The sequence below is a fragment of the Flavobacterium sp. HJJ genome (assembly GCF_015351475.1).
GTDB classification, from domain to species: Bacteria; Bacteroidota; Bacteroidia; order Flavobacteriales; family Flavobacteriaceae; genus Flavobacterium; species Flavobacterium marginilacus.
Map to the genome: position 1 here is coordinate 16570 of NZ_JADKPR010000010.1, position 17473 is coordinate 34042.

The window sequence follows — 17473 nt, forward strand, 5'->3', positions numbered from 1 at the left end:
TCCTATGAGAACAGATTATTTTATAGCAAAAGACCGAAAGCTTCCTCTCTCTCAGGATTATGATTTTTTGAGAAAAGAGGGAATGAAATATATAGAAAAACTGGGAAACAAATTCTGGACAGATTACAATGCCCATGATCCGGGTATTACCATTCTTGAAGTTTTGTCTTACGCTATTACCGAGTTGGGATATCGAACCACTTTTGACATCAAAAACATTTTATGCAACAAGTTTGGAGAAATTTCAAACAATAGTTTTTTTCCCGCCAGCACTATTTTCTCCAATGCGCCCCTTACCGAAATCGATTATAGAAAATTGCTCATTGATATCGATGGTATTTCGAACGCCTGGTTTTTGGCTGCCAGAAAAACTGCTGATTCTTCAGGCTTTCCTGCTCCGCATGATAATGAAATTCCAATTTATATAAATCCGGTAGAGGATAAATTAAGTTTAAAACCGGTTGATAAAAACAATACCGCTTTAGACAAATTACCGCTCAGAGGTTTAAACAAAATAGTATTGGAACTGGAAGAAGATCCGATACTTGGCGATTTAAATTCGACGCTTCTGGATTTTGAATTTTTAAATCAGGATCAATGGATTCAGGTAAATGTCAATCCGATGTTTGACACGTGGAGCAGTCCAAAAGCCAATCTGCTGGAAGCATTAAGCAAACCCGCCAAAATAAAAAGTAAAAAAATAGAGAAAATTGATAACAAAATTGTTCTTACTCTTTTTAAAACTCCAAACGGAACAGAATTTTTGACTTTTACGATTAGCTGTTATGATCCAAGTGAAATAGATCTTGTATTCGCTCATTTTTCTATTTCAAAAAACTATCTTGATTTAGTAACACTTTTTAAAGATAAAAAAAATAAGGTCGATGCTGCTTTTCAAAAAGTACATCAAAAACTGCATCAAAATAGAAATTTTACCGAAGACTATTTATGTCTCTCCACTATCGAGAGTATTGAAATAGGAATTTGTGTTGATATTGAAATAGAGGCTCAAAGCAATGTAGTTGATGTTATGGCACAAATTCAAATTGCTGTTTTTGATGTCATCAATCCTCCTATCCGTTTTTACACATTAGCACAATTACTCAATGAAGGGTATCACTCAGAGGATTTATTTTTAGGTCCCAAACTCGACCACGGATTCCTGAAAGATGAAGAATTAATCCATTCTTCGTTACCAACGGCGATTCATTCTTCGGATATTATTGCTGTATTGATGGACGTAAAAGGAGTGATTTCGGTAAGCAATCTTTTACTGACAGCTTATGACAAAAATGGCAAGCCTGTGCCTGGAAATTCCAGTCAGCCCTGGAGTCTGAATCTTTCTGGGGAAGTCAATCCTATTTTTACTCCTAAAAAGTCCAAAATACTTTTGTTTCAAAAAAAGATCCCATTTCTGCTTTCTGAAAATAATCAGATGCTGGTAGATCAAAAAATAGAAATATATAAGTCACAGCAAAAAAATTATAAACTGCTCAATACTAATAATGAACTTCCTTATCCGTCTGGAACTTTTTATCAGCTGGATGAGTTTTACAGTATTCAGGATGAATTTCCTCAAAATTATGGTTTAGGAAAAAACCAATTAACAGATAAAGAATCCGATTTGCGAAAAGCACAGGTCAAACAGCTCAAGGGTTACCTGCATTTTTATGATCAGATTTTGGCTGATTTTTTCAATCAGTTATACAACTCCAAAAACATTTTGGACACAAAGACAATAGACCGGACATACTTTCCAAAGTTTCTTTCCAAAAATGACTGGAACGGAGGAGAATTTTATTCTAATGAAGTATACACCAGTTCCTTTGAGGAGAATTTGTGGATTCCAAACGATGATCATGTAACTATTTACGAAAACAAAACTAATTTTTACGAGCGACGCAATCGCGCATTGGACCATTTGATGTCGCGTTTTGGAGAAAGCTTCAATGAGTATGTTTTTATGATGTATCAGGTCAATCAGGATGCAAAAGGTTTGGGTGAACTTAGTTTTCAATACGAAGATTTAATTCAGGACAAACAGAACTTCATTAATGATTATCCCGAAATAAGCAGTAAACGAGGCGTCGGAATGGATTACATACATCCAAATACACTGACTCCACCCGATTTTTGGAATTCCAATTCCCGTGGCGGGTATGAAAAGCGAGTTGCCAAATTATTAGGCATCAATAGTATTATTTTGAGAGATATTGCCAATGATGACAGCCCTCAGTCTCAATTATCGATATCCACAAAACTGGGAATAATTCATTTTAAAATACAAAATCCAGGCACCGATTTGATAATTAAATGGAACTGGCTGCAAGAGCATATTTTTGAACCCAATGATTATGCAATTCATAAATCGGGTTCCAAATATTATCTCTATCTGGAACAGGACACCGCTAAAATTGCCAAAATTGACAAATCATTTAACTCATTTGCAGAAGCGTACAACTATTACAATTCATTATTGCAGGCTCTCAATGAAACTTTCGAGAACTTTTATTCGATAGAGCATGTATTGCTTCGCCCTTTTTTGGCAACCCACACAGACAGTGATTTACTCACCGTTTGTTTACAGGATGACTGCAGGGATGAAGCCAATAATGATCCTTATTCTTTCAAAGCGACGATTGTTTTGCCAGGTTATTTGACCCGTTTTCGAAATTTGACTTTTAGAAAATATGCAGAGAAAATTTTTAGGCAGGAAGCTCCCGCTCATGTTTTGCTGAAAATTTGCTGGGTAAATGCAAGTGATATGATTCAGTTTCAGAAAGCGTATAAAAACTGGCTCGAAAACTATCGGTATTTTAGGATCAGGCAATGTTCTAAAACACTATTACCAAAAGATGAAACCAGTTTTTTACTCTGTCATAAACAAATGATAACTGCTCTCAATGAATTGAACACTATGTACCCCGAAGGAAACTTATTCGATTGTCATCTGAGTGAAACAGCCAACCCGATATTATTAGGAAATACAGCATTAGGAACACTTTAAAAATAGCACTATGAAATCGCCACTATTAATAAGTTTGTTGCAAACAATTGAATAATCATCGAACACCGATGAAAATAAATTATTGTGAGATAAACACCAAATAAATAAGAAGACGATACCATATATGACTTCTAAAAAATAAATTTTACAGATATGAAAGCATTTAACAACTCCAAATATCCCGTTTTTGAGGCCGATCAAGTCCTAAGCCAAAAACATCTTAATACTGTTGTAAGTTATCTTGAGGAGCAGGATCGTTTATCAAGAACAGGCCTTTTAGGGATGGGAATTGTTTGTGGATTGGAGATTTCGCATCCACAACCCAATCAAATTAAAATAAGCTGCGGAACAGCAGTTACTTCATTGGGTTATGAAATAAACTGGGAGGAAAAACTGTTTACGTTTTATCATAATTTAGAACTTTCGGCCAATTTTTTGGGAGCCAATTACAGTAAAGAGCCTTTTTTGGAACCCATTTTGAAATACGGATCCAAATATCTGCCATTCAAAAATGCCATTGAATTACTGGAATCTAATACTACCGAGCCATTAAAAACAGCAATTCCCAACGGTTTTTTCAATGATAAAACAGTTTTATTTATTTTGGAAACTGCATTAATAGACGAAAAAAACTGTGTCAATACTAACTGTGATGATAAAGGCAAAAGACTTGAGTTTAACATTCGGCCACTGGTTATAAACAATGCAGATATTGCACCATTGTTACTGCAGGGTTTTGATATTAAAAAAACTTCCCAAAAACTCGTTAGTCCCAGATATAATGTCCCATTCAAAAACTTAATAACGGGTCAGCAAGTGCTTAATGGTTTTAAAAACTGGTATGATGATGCTTTCCTGACTACGCTTTCTAACCAAATAAATGAAATTTATAATACAAATAAAAATGTACTCAAACCCACTTCTGATTTTTCTTCATTAAACAATTGCAAAACGCAATTATTGCAGATCATCAATGCAAATAAAGACAAATTGCAAGTTCAATACGTATGCGACTGGATTGCCGATATTGTATCTGCTTACAATGAAATTGTAGATTTTCAGAATCAAAATCCAACTTTTTGCTGTTTTGACGAAGGTCAATTTCCTTTTCATATTATTCTGGGCAACATCAATTTGGAAAATAATTTCAGAACTCCTTATGTAAAAACAGGAAATACTGATAAAGAGATTCTGCTAAGAAACAAACTCAATATATTGTTTGAGCGATTGGTTCTTATGATAAAATCATGGTCAATTTCGGATACTGTTTTACGGATAACTCCCACTATTTATGGTAAAAATCCTTTATCACAAAAATCTATTCCATACTATTACTCTAACTTTCTGGAACTCAATAAAAAATGGAATCCGGATAAAACAGTAAAAAATAAAACCAATGAAATTCTTTCTTATCAATCCGAAAAACCAAATTATACCGATTTACAATGGGTCAAAAAACCATTGTTATATGACTTGGAACCTTATAATTTTTTTAGAATAGAAGGCCATATTGGCAAAAATTATCTGGAAGTACTTACCGAATTGTCTTCGTTAAAAGATACTTACAATCTGCCTTTTAAAACAATTGCACTCAATGCAGTAGATTTTACGGGTAAGGATGTAGATATTACCAAACATCAGGGCGATTGGTCCGATTTGGAAGTTGATTATGATCTGGCCCGAAAGAAAGTATACAATATTACTGAGTTTGTAATTAACTGGATAAGTTCTAATAAGACCGAAATTGTCAAGCAAACCATCATGACGGATGCCACGATTACTTCTCTGAAAAATATCTTGAATGAAGTAAAATCATTGCTGACAGATGATTTAAGTGAATTTTTGCCTAATTATAAAAGCTTTTATGAAATTTTCAAAAACCTGAATGTGCTGTTTTTGTTTCATCGGTTTTGTTTATTATGGGGCAAAAAAGACATAACCATTTTGGTTGAAGATCTCATCGACCATTTGGATCAGATTAATGAATTATTTCTGGAAGATGCCTTTACAGTAATTTATGATGAAGCTGTAAAAAGATGGAATTCCAGTTATAAAGATTTGTTTTTATCCTCTTTTTTACAAAAAAACAAAGGAATGGAGCACCATGCGGGAGTATCTGTAGGCGGGACATTTATTTTGATATACTCGGATACTACCATTTTCAAACCACAGCAAACTGCGCCCAAGTATCAAGTGCTTCTTAATTCGATAAAAAATTATACCGATAGTTTTTCTTTTGGAACTGTTGAAGAAACCAAAACCATCAAAGACGATCTTACCAAAAGTGTATTATTAAACAAAACAAAATTCACCGCTATCGATTCCTATGATGCAAATGCGCTCAAAGATTGCAAAAATGAAACGGAGAATCTCAAAGCGAACTTGATTAAGGTGGCTCAGCAAAATCTCTCAGCCAATTATCCGGCACATTTACAAGAGTTTTTCATGACCAATATCACAAGCTTGTTTCAATTTGAGCCATTGGTACTGATAGAAAATACCGCTCCGCAAAAAGTAGTACTTGCCGATTTTTTTCTGCCTTACATCCAAAATCCCGAGGGAAACAATATCAATATCATTATAGGGAATACGGAAACACAGCTTGGAGATTTTGAAAAAGCAGACTTTAATAATGATGATTTTAACACCTAGACAATAATCCTAAAAAAATAAAGCTATGGCAACCAAACAAGAAATAATTACAGCAATTGACGGCAAAATTATTGCAAAAGGAAATATAAGCGCTGTTGATACCAACAAGATTCTTAAAGACATTTTGGATTTTTCGGATAAACCTTCAACGGCAATTAATAGTTTTGATTTTGGAAATATGGATAATCCTTTAAGAACAGAGCAACTTGCATCAGTGAAAGTGAATTTTACCGGAATCGAAAAACTTTCATGTTCCCTGTATCTTTGTATTGAAGCCATGTTGCGTGATCCCCAAAAAGAAGGAAGAGATAATCCCGAATGGCTGTTTATTCCTATCAAAGAAGAGGAATATAAGATTTTGTTATCTTTTTTACCCAACATCAATAAGAAACAAATGTATCTCACATTTATGGTTCCTTTTTTTGAAGCTCAGGACAAAATAAGCAGTACCGCTCCTGCAACTGGAGAAGTTATAACCCATGTTGAGACTAGAGCAAACTCAAAAAGCGGATCTGATTTTCCAATGATGATTATCGGAGTTGGTTTATTAGTAGACAGACAAAAACAACCTGGAGTTCATATTATTCTGCCTTCCGCAGGACATATTTCCACATCAATGGCGCTGCTGTATAAACCAAACAAATTTGAATATGGTCTATTCTCTAAAGAAATGCAAGAATCCTTAGACAAAATGCTTAGCAGTATCATAGAAGATAATGATTTAATTTTCGAAGAAAAATAATGCACTTGGTTCAGCAACATACTTTACAAATAAATTGTACTTCTGTCGATTTCGGGAAAGAAGTACAAAATACTGTTGCGATGGTATTAGAAAAAGAGTTTTATCCAAAACTTGAATCATTACTCAATATTTATTCTTTGCCAGACTATATCTGGAAAATTGACAAACTGGAAATTGAACTTCCGCCTTTATCCAAAAAAAATTGGAAGGAAGAAATCGTTACACATTCTTTACAACAGATTGATGCCTATTTAAAATTACATTTCGAGAATATGGAACAGCATTTAAATGGAACTGATAATCCGCAGACACTATTTTTGCAAGAAATAATAGCTGAGAATTTATTTTTTGATTTTTTAAAAAAAGGATTTATTCCAGAAAATGGACAGTTCCAAAACATTGAAGAATTAATTATCAAGTTAGAGATAAATGATTCTATGATGCAGAAACTGCTATCACTTTTTCTTGAAAACCCAAATAGTTTAATTCGTTTTATATACACTTTTTCAGAATTATTTAAATCGAAAATAGAAAACCGGCTTGAAGGTTTTCAAAATGGTTTCAGAGAGTTATTACAATCGGCACTGGTTTCAAAAGCAACTTACTTTTCTCAGACAATTTTAGAAACCTGGATCGAATTTATGGCCTGGCAATTTTATTTTTTAAAAGAAAAAAAAATTACCCGCTTTGAAGTTTATAATACAATTAAAATTATTTCATCAGAATATTGGGATATAAAAATCAGCTCTTTTTTGGTGTTAAAAGAACTATTAAATCCAGAAATCATCAGTTATAATACTCATCAAAAGTTTATGAATTCTGAGTTTATAGCTTTTTGGGAAGCGGTTTTAAACGATTTTACTTCTTTAAATAAAAATAAAGCAGCAGCAGTCGAAGAAAAAAACACTTTAGAAATTCTAGGAAACGATGAACTGGAAAGTCCCAATTCTAAAACCGAAAATCTTATATATGTTGAAAATGCGGGTCTGATATTATTTCATCCTTTCCTAGAACGCTTATTCGAACAATTAGATCTTATTGAAAATGGAAGCTGGACAAATAAAATCAATCAGCATAAAGCCATTTTATTGACACAGTTTTTAATTAACGGAGAAACCAAAATAGGAGAAAATGAATTGGTTCTCAATAAGATTTTATGTGGTTTTCCTACAGAAAATGCAGTAAATACAAAACTCGAAATTAGCCAGAGAGAAATAGAAAAATGTGAAAGTTTACTGCTGGCTGTTATCGGGCATTGGAAAATTCTTGGAGATACCTCGATTGCCGGTTTACGGGAAACATTTTTACAACGAAAGGGAAAAATCCTGCTGACCGAGAATAAAAAAATAGAATTATGGGTAAAACAGGAAGGTGTCGATGTTTTACTGAATCAATTGCCATGGGGAATCGAAATAATCAAAACCCCATGGATGGAAGATTTTTTAAACTGTTATTGGAATTAAAGAAAACGATCACAATGAATTAATACCTTAATCATTAGATAAAATGTCTAAAACAGGACTTCAATTTAAACCAGTTAAAAAGCCACAGCGAAAAACAATTCCTTTTTTTCCTTCTGCAGTAAAGAAGAAAAAGAAGGTAACTGCTCTTGTACCCGCAGCTGTAAAGGTTAAAAAAGAAGCTCCAGATCCTGTGATTAATCTAAAAAAAGCATCTATTCTTGATATCCAGAAAGCTAAAATTGCCAAAACCGCAAAATCTCAAAAAAAACACGGAACCGCAACCGAGAAAAAAGAGGAAATGCAAAAATCGGTTGCTATAGATCCATCATTAGAAAAATCGAGTGTGGCCAAATCCAATCAGGTGGATGACATGGCAAATCAAAAAACTAAAAAATTTGATTCCAAAAAATTCTCTGATGCTATTCTGGAAAATATTAAAAAAGTGATTCCCAAAAACAAAGAAGAAATGGAGAAAGACCAGACTTCTTCTGAAAAAATGGGCAATGCACAACAAGGTATTACAGATACTTTAGAAAAAGAAAAACAAAATACAAATGGCGATTTATCTAATTCCGTTAGTGCTAGTCCAGATCAAAATAGTGTTGTCACAAAAGTTGCTACTCCATTACCAAAAGAAGATATTGGAGCCTATCCAACTGTTTCCAATCCTGGTTTTGCGCCACCGCTAAAAACGGCACAGGACAACGATCTTTCTTCCGATTCTAAAAAGATAGATGATGAATTGGCTAATAATGATATTTCCGAAACACAACTCCAAAATGGTAATGAGCCCGCTTTTGACCATTCACTATCAGAAAAAAAAGAAAGCCAGAAAAAAGCTGAAGGGACACACCAGCAGTATTTAAAATCGGCAAACCCCATTGCAGGTTCTACAAAAAGCAGTACCAATGCTCTCACTTTAGGAGGGCTTGCAAAAATGAATGCTACCCGAAATAAACAATTAAGTCAGGTCGATAAAAATAAAGAACTTAAAAAACAGAAAGAGGAAGAGATTAGAACCAAAGTCGCGACAGATTTAAATAAAATCTATGATGACACCAAGCTTTTGGTTGAAACCAACCTGAAAAACCTGACCGAAAAAGTAAATAAGGATTTTGATGAAGCACTGGATATTGCCAACAAAGCATTTGAAAAAAATGTAAAAGAAAGAACGGACACTAACTGGCTGGAAGATTTAGCCAATTGGGCTGCTGGAATTCCAAATGATATCAAGAAAGTTTTTATAGAAGAGCAGGATAATTTTATCAATTCGCTGGCGCCTGTAGTGCGCAAAATTGGTGATTTTGTCGAAAAAGAATTAAACAAAGCTACCAAAGACATTGAAGATGGGAAGCTCAAAACTCAAAATTACTGGAAAAATCAGGACAAGGACACGCAGAGAATTGCAGGCGATGTATTTGCACATGCCACTGATAGATTTACAGAACTTGACTCCAAGGTAGAGGAAGCAAATGAGGGACTCAAACAAAGCATTACCACAAAATTTAATGCTGCCGTTGCCAAATTAGAAGAAACTTTTGATAAAATACAAGAAGAAAACAAAAGCTGGCTGGAACGTGCTTATGATGCTGTTGTCGGGGTAATCAAAGCAATAATAGAAATGAAAAATCTGCTGCTTAACATATTAGCAAAAGTGGCAGATGTGGTAGGAAAAATAATTTTGGATCCTATTGGTTTTCTATCCAATTTACTGGGTGCAATTGTTTTGGGTTTCAAAAATTTTGGCAAAAATGCATTAGAACATCTCAAAAAAGGATTTTTTGAATGGCTGATGGGAAACATGCCTCCATCAATAAAATTCCCGAAACAATGGGATTTAAGCGGAATTTTTGAATTCATAATGTCGGTTTTTGGCCTTACTTGGGAAAACATTAAAGCCAGAGCTACTAAGATGTATGGTGCAACTGTAGTAGCTGCATTAGAAACTGGTTTCGAAATTTTTCAAATCATCCGAAAGGAAGGTCTTGGCGGACTATGGAATTATATTAAAGAAAAAATCGGCGACCTCAAAGTCATGGTAGTAGATGCCATACAAAATATGCTTATCGAAACCGTAATTAAAGCAGGAATTACCTGGGTTATCAGTTTGTTCAATCCTGTGGGCGCTTTTATAAAAGCCTGTAAACTCATTTATGATGTAATTAGCTGGTTTATCAATAATGCCCGACGAATACTGGATTTAATAAACAGTATTGTCGATAGTACCGCATTAATTGTAGCTGGAAAAATAACTCAAGCCGCCACATTTGTAGAAAATTCATTAGCCAAATTAGTTCCTATTGCCATTGGTTTTCTGGCAGGATTGTTAGGTCTTGGAGATTTAAGCAAAAAAGTACAGGCATTGCTCGATAAAATACAGGCTCCTATTAATAAGGCCATCGACTGGGTACTCGAAAAAGCGGGACAAGCAGTAAAAGGACTATTGAAATTAGGGAAAGCTATAGGTGGAAAGCTATTTTCTTGGTTGGGATTAAGAAAAGAATTTAAAGGGAATGATGGTAATAATCATACTTTATTTTTTGAAGGAAAAGAAGATAATCCAACCTTAATGGTCGCTAGCGATAAAAAAACGTATAAAAGTTTTCTTGAAAAGGTAGTCCCTAATTCAAATAAAGATAAATACTTTGCTATTGAAATTGCTGGTAAAATAGACACATTGAAAGGTAGTAAATATGTTTATTCGGAAGGTGACCCAAAAAGAAAAGATGAGGAATTAAAGAGAAAAAAAATAATTGAATTTCAATTAGAGCGATTGAGTAAAGTGACTAGTTCTTTTTTTGGAACTTTAGAAGAAGGAGACGTAACACACAAAACCGTTAATCGTGGTGGAGTTAGTCTGGGAGAAAGCGTTGAAGTGAAACATCTCTCAAAAAAAGGAAGAAAAGATAAGGTAACCGGTTCTGCTCCTGGCGCTACAAATACTATATGGGAAACTTTAAGGAAGAGGAAAAAGGGAGGAGGAACTTACTACATAAGAGGCCATTTATTAAACGATAAAATTTTTGGACCTGGTACCTGGAATAATATGGCTCCAATTCCTGGAGCATTTAATACTGGTGAAATGGAACCTCAAATAGAAAACGAAGCGAAAAAATCCGTTCAGTCTGGAGCTTCTATAAATTTTAATATGCAATTTGTATACGGAAGAACAACTCCTAAAATTAATACTAATGACTCAAGTGAAGTGGTAGAGATTAAAAAGGCAGAAGTTCATATTCCAACTAGTTTGAAAGCTAGTTTGTCTTTAAAAATAAGTGATGAAAATAAAGCACTCTATTCTAATAAATCTATAAAAATAAATATAGACGATAACTATGAAGCATCAAAACCTGATAAAATATTTGTTTTGAATGGGAAATCATATACAGAACTCATACAAAGTGGAATTCAATTAAAATATGCATTCAAAATATTTGATCACTTTACTAAAGCTGGGAAGACCCATTTAAATAACTACGTAGAACAAATTGGTTGTGAAAAAGAAAATTTATTAGCACAAATTCAAGCAAAAGATCCGACTTATACTGGAATTTCTCAATTTTAAAAATAATAAAATATTAATTTATGCCTTTTCAGACTTTAAAATCATATCTCATCCAATCACTTCGTACAGAAAATAAAGAAGAAGCTGTTTCCTATAATTTCGAAAACTCTTTTTCTGAAGCTTTAGGTCGACAAACAAGTCATGAGGAAGCTGTGATTTTGCTTTTGGCATTAGTGCCAAATATCCTCCCTCATTTTTTTGACGAAATCATAAAAGAAATTTATCCTGATGGTGGTGAACTCCCTGAATTAGGAGGAATCCGACTTGAGAATCATAGAGGAATGCTTCCTACAGGCGAAACTGCACAATATGTTTTAGCAAAAGAAGATATCAATTACCGATTAGAAATACAGCAGTTATTTTCGCCTTCGCATTGGTTTTCCAAAGAAAATATTTTATTTCTGGAAGATGTAAAAGAAGGAGAACCCTTAATGAGCGGCCGTATTATTTTACCTCCAGAAGTAGTACATCTTTTGTTTTATGGCGAAAAATTAAAACCAAAATTTGGCACAAACTTTCCTGCTCAGGAGATTACAACACAAATGCAATGGGAAGACTTAGTTGTAAATCAGAATACACAGGATCAGATCAGCCAAATTAAACTTTGGCTAAAACATCAGGATCAATTGCGTCATGACTGGGGAATGTCCAGGCAGATTGCTCCTGGCTACCGGTGTTTATTTTATGGTCCATCGGGAACTGGAAAAACACTTACTGCTACTTTATTGGGAAAGGAATTCGGGAAAGAAGTCTATCGCATCAGTTTATCCCAAGTCGTGTCTAAATACATTGGCGAGACAGAAAAAAATCTGGAAAAAATATTCGTTCAGGCCGAAAACAAAAATTGGATTCTCCTTTTTGACGAAGCCGATGCCCTGTTTGGCAAGCGGACACAAACCAAATCTTCCAATGATAAATATGCCAATCAGGAAGTTAGTTACTTATTACAAAGAGTCGAAAATTTTAATGGATTAGTAATACTGACATCCAATTTCAAAAATAATATTGATGATGCTTTTTTAAGAAGATTCAATTCCATTATTCATTTTAACAAACCTACAGCCGAAGAACGTTTGCAATTATGGGAGAATTGTATGCCTAAGAAAACAAAACTAAAAGATCATAACATTCTAGAGATAGCTGCTAAAAATTATGAACTCAATGGTGCCCAAATAGTTTCAGCGATGGCTTTTGCCTGCTTGCAGACACTTGACCAAAACACCACAATAATCGATTCTGAACACATTTTAAAGGGAATCGAATTAGAATACAGCAAAGAAGAAAAACTGTTTATTACCGCAACTTTGGTTTCCAAAACGGGATAACAATGAGTCGCCTTTACAGGGATCAGGAAAAAACTTCTTTCAAAACATCCAAAGATTTAGGTCTTTTGAATCCGTCGAGATGAAAACTATAATAATCAATTAAAATTTTTAAAAGCAATTGCCTTTCAATAACATGAAACGTTTTTTGATCATTATCAAATTTTAGGTTAATCAGTTTTTTGAACAGCTGTGTTTCATGTTCTGTGAGCGAACTAATAGCATGAAAAGGCGTAAAAACACCTTCAGTCATTTCGAAAAAAGACATATCAATATCTGAAGTGTCTGGATAAAATCCAAGATATTTTGTAGTTTCCAGCATCAGAATCAAATGAAAATTGGAAATCTCATCGTGCTGGTCCAGCCAATGCAAAGCAGTTTCTAGAAAAGTAAACAAAGATTCATTTTTCTCTTCTTCATGAATCGAATGATGCAGAATTTCGGAGAGAAACAAAACCATTGTACTCTTAAAAATATCCGAATGTATGGAATGAAAAGGGTACGAGATTTTTACTTCCTTGAAGTTTTCCAGAGTACCTTTGTTTTTATGAACTGCTTCAATTTCTATAATGCTCAAAGGCTGAAAATATGCTATTTTAGAGCTTCCTTTCCTGGAAGAAAAAGCATCACGAACCATATAAGATTTCAAGCCATTTGAGAGCGTAAAACATTTTACAATCAAGCTTTTTTCCTGAAACTTTAAGGACGAAATTACTATGGCTTTGGTTTTTACTAACAATATTAGATTATTAGATTGTTGGATTATTAGATTTTTGACCCTTGTAGTTTTCTGCTTACTTCCTAGAGCTTATTGCTTATAGCCTTACTACTACCTTATAATCATTACCTTTTTAACCTTGGTTTCACTTCCATCCTGAGCCGATACAAAAATCATATATACTCCTGATGCTACTTTGTACTTTCCAAATGCGGTGGTGTCCCACTCTATTGTTCCTCCTTCGGATATGGCCTCGAAAACCAGATTACCAGCCACATCGGTAATTTTTACATTGGCTTTATTAAGCAATCCATTTATTTTTACTGTCCCAGTATATTCTGGACGAACAGGATTCGGATAAACATATACATTGTTTAAATTATCGCTAGCCGAGGTAGCAATTCCTTTGAAAGAAATCAAACCTTTGGAAGTCGCTATAAAAACTTCACCTGTGCTTTTATTGATACTAATGTCATTTATTGTATTACTCGGCAGTGGTGAATTCTCTGTTGTAAAATGATATTTGGTTTCCTGACCGTTTGAAGAAACCATAAATACGCCGGCATCTGCAGTTGCAATCCATTTTTCATTGGCTCCATCAACTTCGATGTCGGTTATAAATTGTTCGTAAAGCAGTTCTTGAGCCAGATTATCTTCCATAATAATAATGCTTTCGGCAGTTAACTGGCTTTCTGTTTGAAAACTGTTTACATTAGTCAAAACTCTCAATCCTTTTGTAGTTCCTATCCAAAGCTGATTCTTAGTATCAACGGCCAGCGCTCGAACATCTTGTACAGGTAAATTTCCCTGATTGGCTCCAAAAGTCATTTTTTTGAACGTATTACTGCTTTCATTAAATGCTATTACACCATTTATATTGGTAGACATCCATTTTGTCCCATACTTATCAATAACCATAGTGCCAAAATCATTACTTCCGGGCGTATTTATAATTTTATCCATAGCATAAGTCTTCCATTGCCCGCCAGAACTTAGCATTTTTAAACCATTTACAACTCTGGAATTATTGACCCATAAATTTCCCGATTTATCAAAAACTGTCCCTCCGATTCTAATATCGATATAACTAGGATCCGGCGGACTGATTGTTAAAGATTCTAAACTGCTGTTATTTTGATTGTATAAAATCGTTGGAATATCGCTTTGTATTTTTAATAAGCCTGAAAAATAAGAACTCGCATATACTTCTTTTTCATTGGCTGGATTAATTGCAATTCGGGTCATGGATTTGGCTCCAAGCACCTCAGCAAAAGGAATATTTAACCATCCTGATGTTGAATATTTACTAATTCCAAAATCATCTAAATCATAAGGATTGTAAAAAATATCATAATCACCATACACTGTCCAAATCTGATTTTGTGATGCTTGAAGAGCAAAAATATTATTGCGTGAAGGCCCGATTGGGGTTATATTATCGAATGCTGAACTGCCGGAAAGTGAAGCTGTAAGCAGCCCTTTTTCATTAGTACCCATAAAAATAGTATCTCCAATTACTGATGCACAGCTAAATCCGCCGTGCATTTCTGTAATTTGATTTTGATTTATCTGACGCTGGAGTACCATTTGTTTATTGTAAATCAAAACAGAATTAGGTGTTGCTATAATCAAATAATCAGCGTTGGAACGAAAATTAACAGCTGGTTCTGATAATTGCAAAAAACTACTAAAAGTATTAGATGCCGAATCATATTTATGAACATAACCAGCTGTATTTACAGCATACAATTCAGTTCCAAATGATGTAATTCCAGACCAATTACCTGCTGCTATTACATTCCATTGTTTGTAATCTATTAAATTCGGGTTTGTAATATCTCCTTTTCGAATACCATTAGAAGTTGATGCGTAAATAAATCCGCTGTGGACTGCTGTTTGCGAAACTTTGATTTCGGCTCCATTGTCGCCGATAAAATAGGTGTCGCCAAATTTCTGAGTAGTTAAATTGAACTGTACGATTCCAAAATCGGTGGAAACATAAACAATTCCGTTGTATTCCATGAAATTATTGATTCGTTTTATATTGGCCGGCAGACTTTTATTGATAATATCCACAACTCTAAGCATAGAACCATCGGCTTCGTTGATTACCGTTAACAAGCCGTTTTGATATCCTACAATCGTTTTGTTAAAGGCTGGGCTGTAATACAGTGCAGTGATGGTTTCGCCGGCAAGCCCGTCAATTGTTGTTTTGGTTTTTATAATACTGGTGCTGTTATCTTTAGAAAACAAGGCATTTTCAGAAGCAGCATAAATTGCTTTTGGTGATTCGGAAACTGCTTTGATCTGGGTATAAGAAAAATATCCCTGCCACAACAAATTACTTTGGGCAAAAGTGATTTGAACCACAAATAAAAAAAACAGGTATAAAAGTCTTTTTCGCATTGAACAACAAATTGGTTCACAAATATAGCACAAGAGATTTTAGATTACAGATTTTAGACTGCAGAATTCAGGTTTTAGATTGCAGATTGCAGTCTGGAGAAATCAGATATTGTAGAAGTACAAAAAAAATGCCTTTAATCTTATACAGAAAAAAGGCATTTTTACTATTTAAATTCTGCAGACTGAATTCTGCGATCTGCAATCTATAGTTTCTAAACCACACCTTGAGCAAGCATTGCATCGGCAACTTTTACGAATCCGGCAATATTAGCTCCTCTTACATAATCTGTAAAACCTGTTTCATCTGTTCCATATTTCACACATGAAGCATGAATGTCTTTCATGATGGATTTTAATCTTTCGTCTACTTCTTCGGAAGTCCAGCTTAGACGCAGTGAGTTTTGTGACATTTCAAGTCCTGAAGTGGCAACTCCGCCTGCATTGGAAGCTTTTCCGGGAGCAAATAAAATTTTAGCCTTTAGAAAAACATGAACAGCTTCGGGAGTTGAAGGCATATTTGCTCCTTCGGCTACACAGATACATCCGTTGGCAACAAGAGTTTTGGCTTCGTCTTCATTTAATTCATTTTGAGTTGCACAAGGCAGAGCAACATCACATTTTACTTCCCAAGGACGTTTGCCGGCCACATATTTGGCATTTGGATATTTCGCAGTATAATCGCTGATTCTTCCTCTCAGCTCATTTTTAATCTGCATTATGTGAGCCAATTTGGATGCATCAATTCCGTCAGCATCATAGATATATCCAGCAGAATCAGACATAGTTACTACTTTTCCTCCTAACTGCACTACTTTTTCAGCTGCATATTGTGCTACGTTTCCTGACCCGGAGATAACTACTGTTTTGCCTTCAAAACTTTCTCCTTTAGTTGCCAGCATGCTTTGTGCAAAATATACATCACCATATCCAGTTGCTTCCGGACGGATCAATGATCCTCCAAAAGAAATTCCTTTACCGGTTAAAACCCCTGTAAACTCGTTTCTCAATCTTTTGAACTGACCAAACATGTATCCCACTTCTCTTGCTCCTACACCTATATCTCCAGCAGGAACATCAGTATCAGCTCCAATGTGTTTTGATAATTCGGTCATAAAGGCCTGACAAAAACGCATTACTTCATTATCTGATTTTCCTTTTGGGTCAAAATCGGCTCCTCCTTTTCCGCCGCCCATTGGCAGTGTAGTTAAGCTGTTTTTAAAAGTCTGTTCGAAAGCCAAAAACTTCAAAATACTTAAATTAACAGATGGATGAAAACGAATCCCTCCTTTATATGGTCCGATAGCCGAATTCATTTGAATACGATACCCTCTATTTACCTGTGTATCACCTTTATCGTCTGTCCAGACTACCCGGAACATAATGATACGATCTGATTCGACCATTCTTTCCAGAAGCATTTTATTCTGATATTTTTTATTTTCTTCGATGAAAGGAATTACTGTTTCAGCAACTTCTGTAACAGCCTGCATAAATTCCGGCTCATTCGGATTCTTTTTGGCAACCAATTCTATAAAATCTGTAATACTTTTTGACATGGATTAATAAATTATAAACGTTTAGCAAACGCTTTCGTTAGT

At 34.6% G+C, this 17473-nt stretch carries 9 protein-coding genes; 6 read left to right on the plus strand and 3 right to left on the minus strand.

The window, feature by feature from the left end; translation table 11 throughout:
• The first annotated feature begins 4 nt into the window (after nucleotides 1–4).
• The 6 genes from IRZ80_RS09620 (at nucleotide 5) to IRZ80_RS09645 (ending at nucleotide 12754) form a co-directional block, all read left to right on the plus strand.
• Complete coding sequence (locus IRZ80_RS09620) at nucleotides 5–3007, plus strand: hypothetical protein (protein WP_194641350.1); 3003 nt, start codon at nucleotides 5–7, stop codon at nucleotides 3005–3007.
• Nucleotides 3008–3160: 153 nt separating this feature from the next.
• Entirely contained in the window at nucleotides 3161–5659 is a 2499-nt protein-coding gene (locus tag IRZ80_RS09625) for a hypothetical protein (RefSeq protein WP_194641351.1), read from the plus strand.
• Between the two features lie 25 nt (nucleotides 5660–5684).
• On the plus strand, nucleotides 5685–6401 hold the full coding sequence (locus IRZ80_RS09630; RefSeq protein ID WP_194641352.1) for a hypothetical protein: 717 nt from the start codon (nucleotides 5685–5687) through the stop codon (nucleotides 6399–6401).
• A gap of 5 nt (nucleotides 6402–6406) precedes the next feature.
• Nucleotides 6407–7864, plus strand: coding sequence for a contractile injection system tape measure protein (locus IRZ80_RS09635; RefSeq protein ID WP_194641353.1), 1458 nt, complete (start codon nucleotides 6407–6409; stop codon nucleotides 7862–7864).
• Nucleotides 7865–7907: 43 nt separating this feature from the next.
• Nucleotides 7908–11429, plus strand: coding sequence for a hypothetical protein (locus IRZ80_RS09640; protein WP_194641354.1), 3522 nt, complete (start codon nucleotides 7908–7910; stop codon nucleotides 11427–11429).
• Nucleotides 11430–11449: 20 nt separating this feature from the next.
• Nucleotides 11450–12754, plus strand: a complete 1305-nt coding sequence (locus tag IRZ80_RS09645; RefSeq protein WP_194641355.1) for an ATP-binding protein — start codon at nucleotides 11450–11452, stop codon at nucleotides 12752–12754.
• A 22-nt stretch (nucleotides 12755–12776) separates the two neighbouring features.
• Here IRZ80_RS09645 and recO read toward each other — a convergent pair whose 3' ends face one another.
• The 3 genes from recO to gdhA all read right to left on the minus strand — a co-directional run bounded on the left by recO (nucleotide 12777) and on the right by gdhA (nucleotide 17431).
• Nucleotides 12777–13490: a DNA repair protein RecO gene (gene recO / locus IRZ80_RS09650; RefSeq protein WP_194641356.1), complete on the minus strand. Its 714-nt coding sequence runs from the start codon at nucleotides 13488–13490 to the stop codon at nucleotides 12777–12779.
• A gap of 90 nt (nucleotides 13491–13580) precedes the next feature.
• On the minus strand, nucleotides 13581–15875 hold the full coding sequence (locus tag IRZ80_RS09655; RefSeq protein WP_194641357.1) for a T9SS type A sorting domain-containing protein: 2295 nt from the start codon (nucleotides 15873–15875) through the stop codon (nucleotides 13581–13583).
• 212 nt (nucleotides 15876–16087) lie between these two features.
• Nucleotides 16088–17431, minus strand: a complete 1344-nt coding sequence (gene gdhA, locus IRZ80_RS09660) for an NADP-specific glutamate dehydrogenase (RefSeq protein WP_194641358.1) — start codon at nucleotides 17429–17431, stop codon at nucleotides 16088–16090.
• Nucleotides 17432–17473 lie beyond the last annotated feature (42 nt).

Bases quoted from the DNA above. Each gene is read 5' to 3' on its own strand.
- IRZ80_RS09655 (WP_194641357.1), bottom strand. From the start codon at position 15,875: ATGCGAAAAAGACTTTTATACCTGTTTTTTTTATTTGTGGTTCAAATC.
- IRZ80_RS09620 (WP_194641350.1), top strand. From the start codon at position 5: ATGAGAACAGATTATTTTATAGCAAAAGACCGAAAGCTTCCTCTCTCT.
- gdhA (WP_194641358.1), bottom strand. From the start codon at position 17,431: ATGTCAAAAAGTATTACAGATTTTATAGAATTGGTTGCCAAAAAGAAT.
- IRZ80_RS09625 (WP_194641351.1), top strand. From the start codon at position 3,161: ATGAAAGCATTTAACAACTCCAAATATCCCGTTTTTGAGGCCGATCAA.
- IRZ80_RS09645 (WP_194641355.1), top strand. From the start codon at position 11,450: ATGCCTTTTCAGACTTTAAAATCATATCTCATCCAATCACTTCGTACA.
- IRZ80_RS09630 (WP_194641352.1), top strand. From the start codon at position 5,685: ATGGCAACCAAACAAGAAATAATTACAGCAATTGACGGCAAAATTATT.
- IRZ80_RS09640 (WP_194641354.1), top strand. From the start codon at position 7,908: ATGTCTAAAACAGGACTTCAATTTAAACCAGTTAAAAAGCCACAGCGA.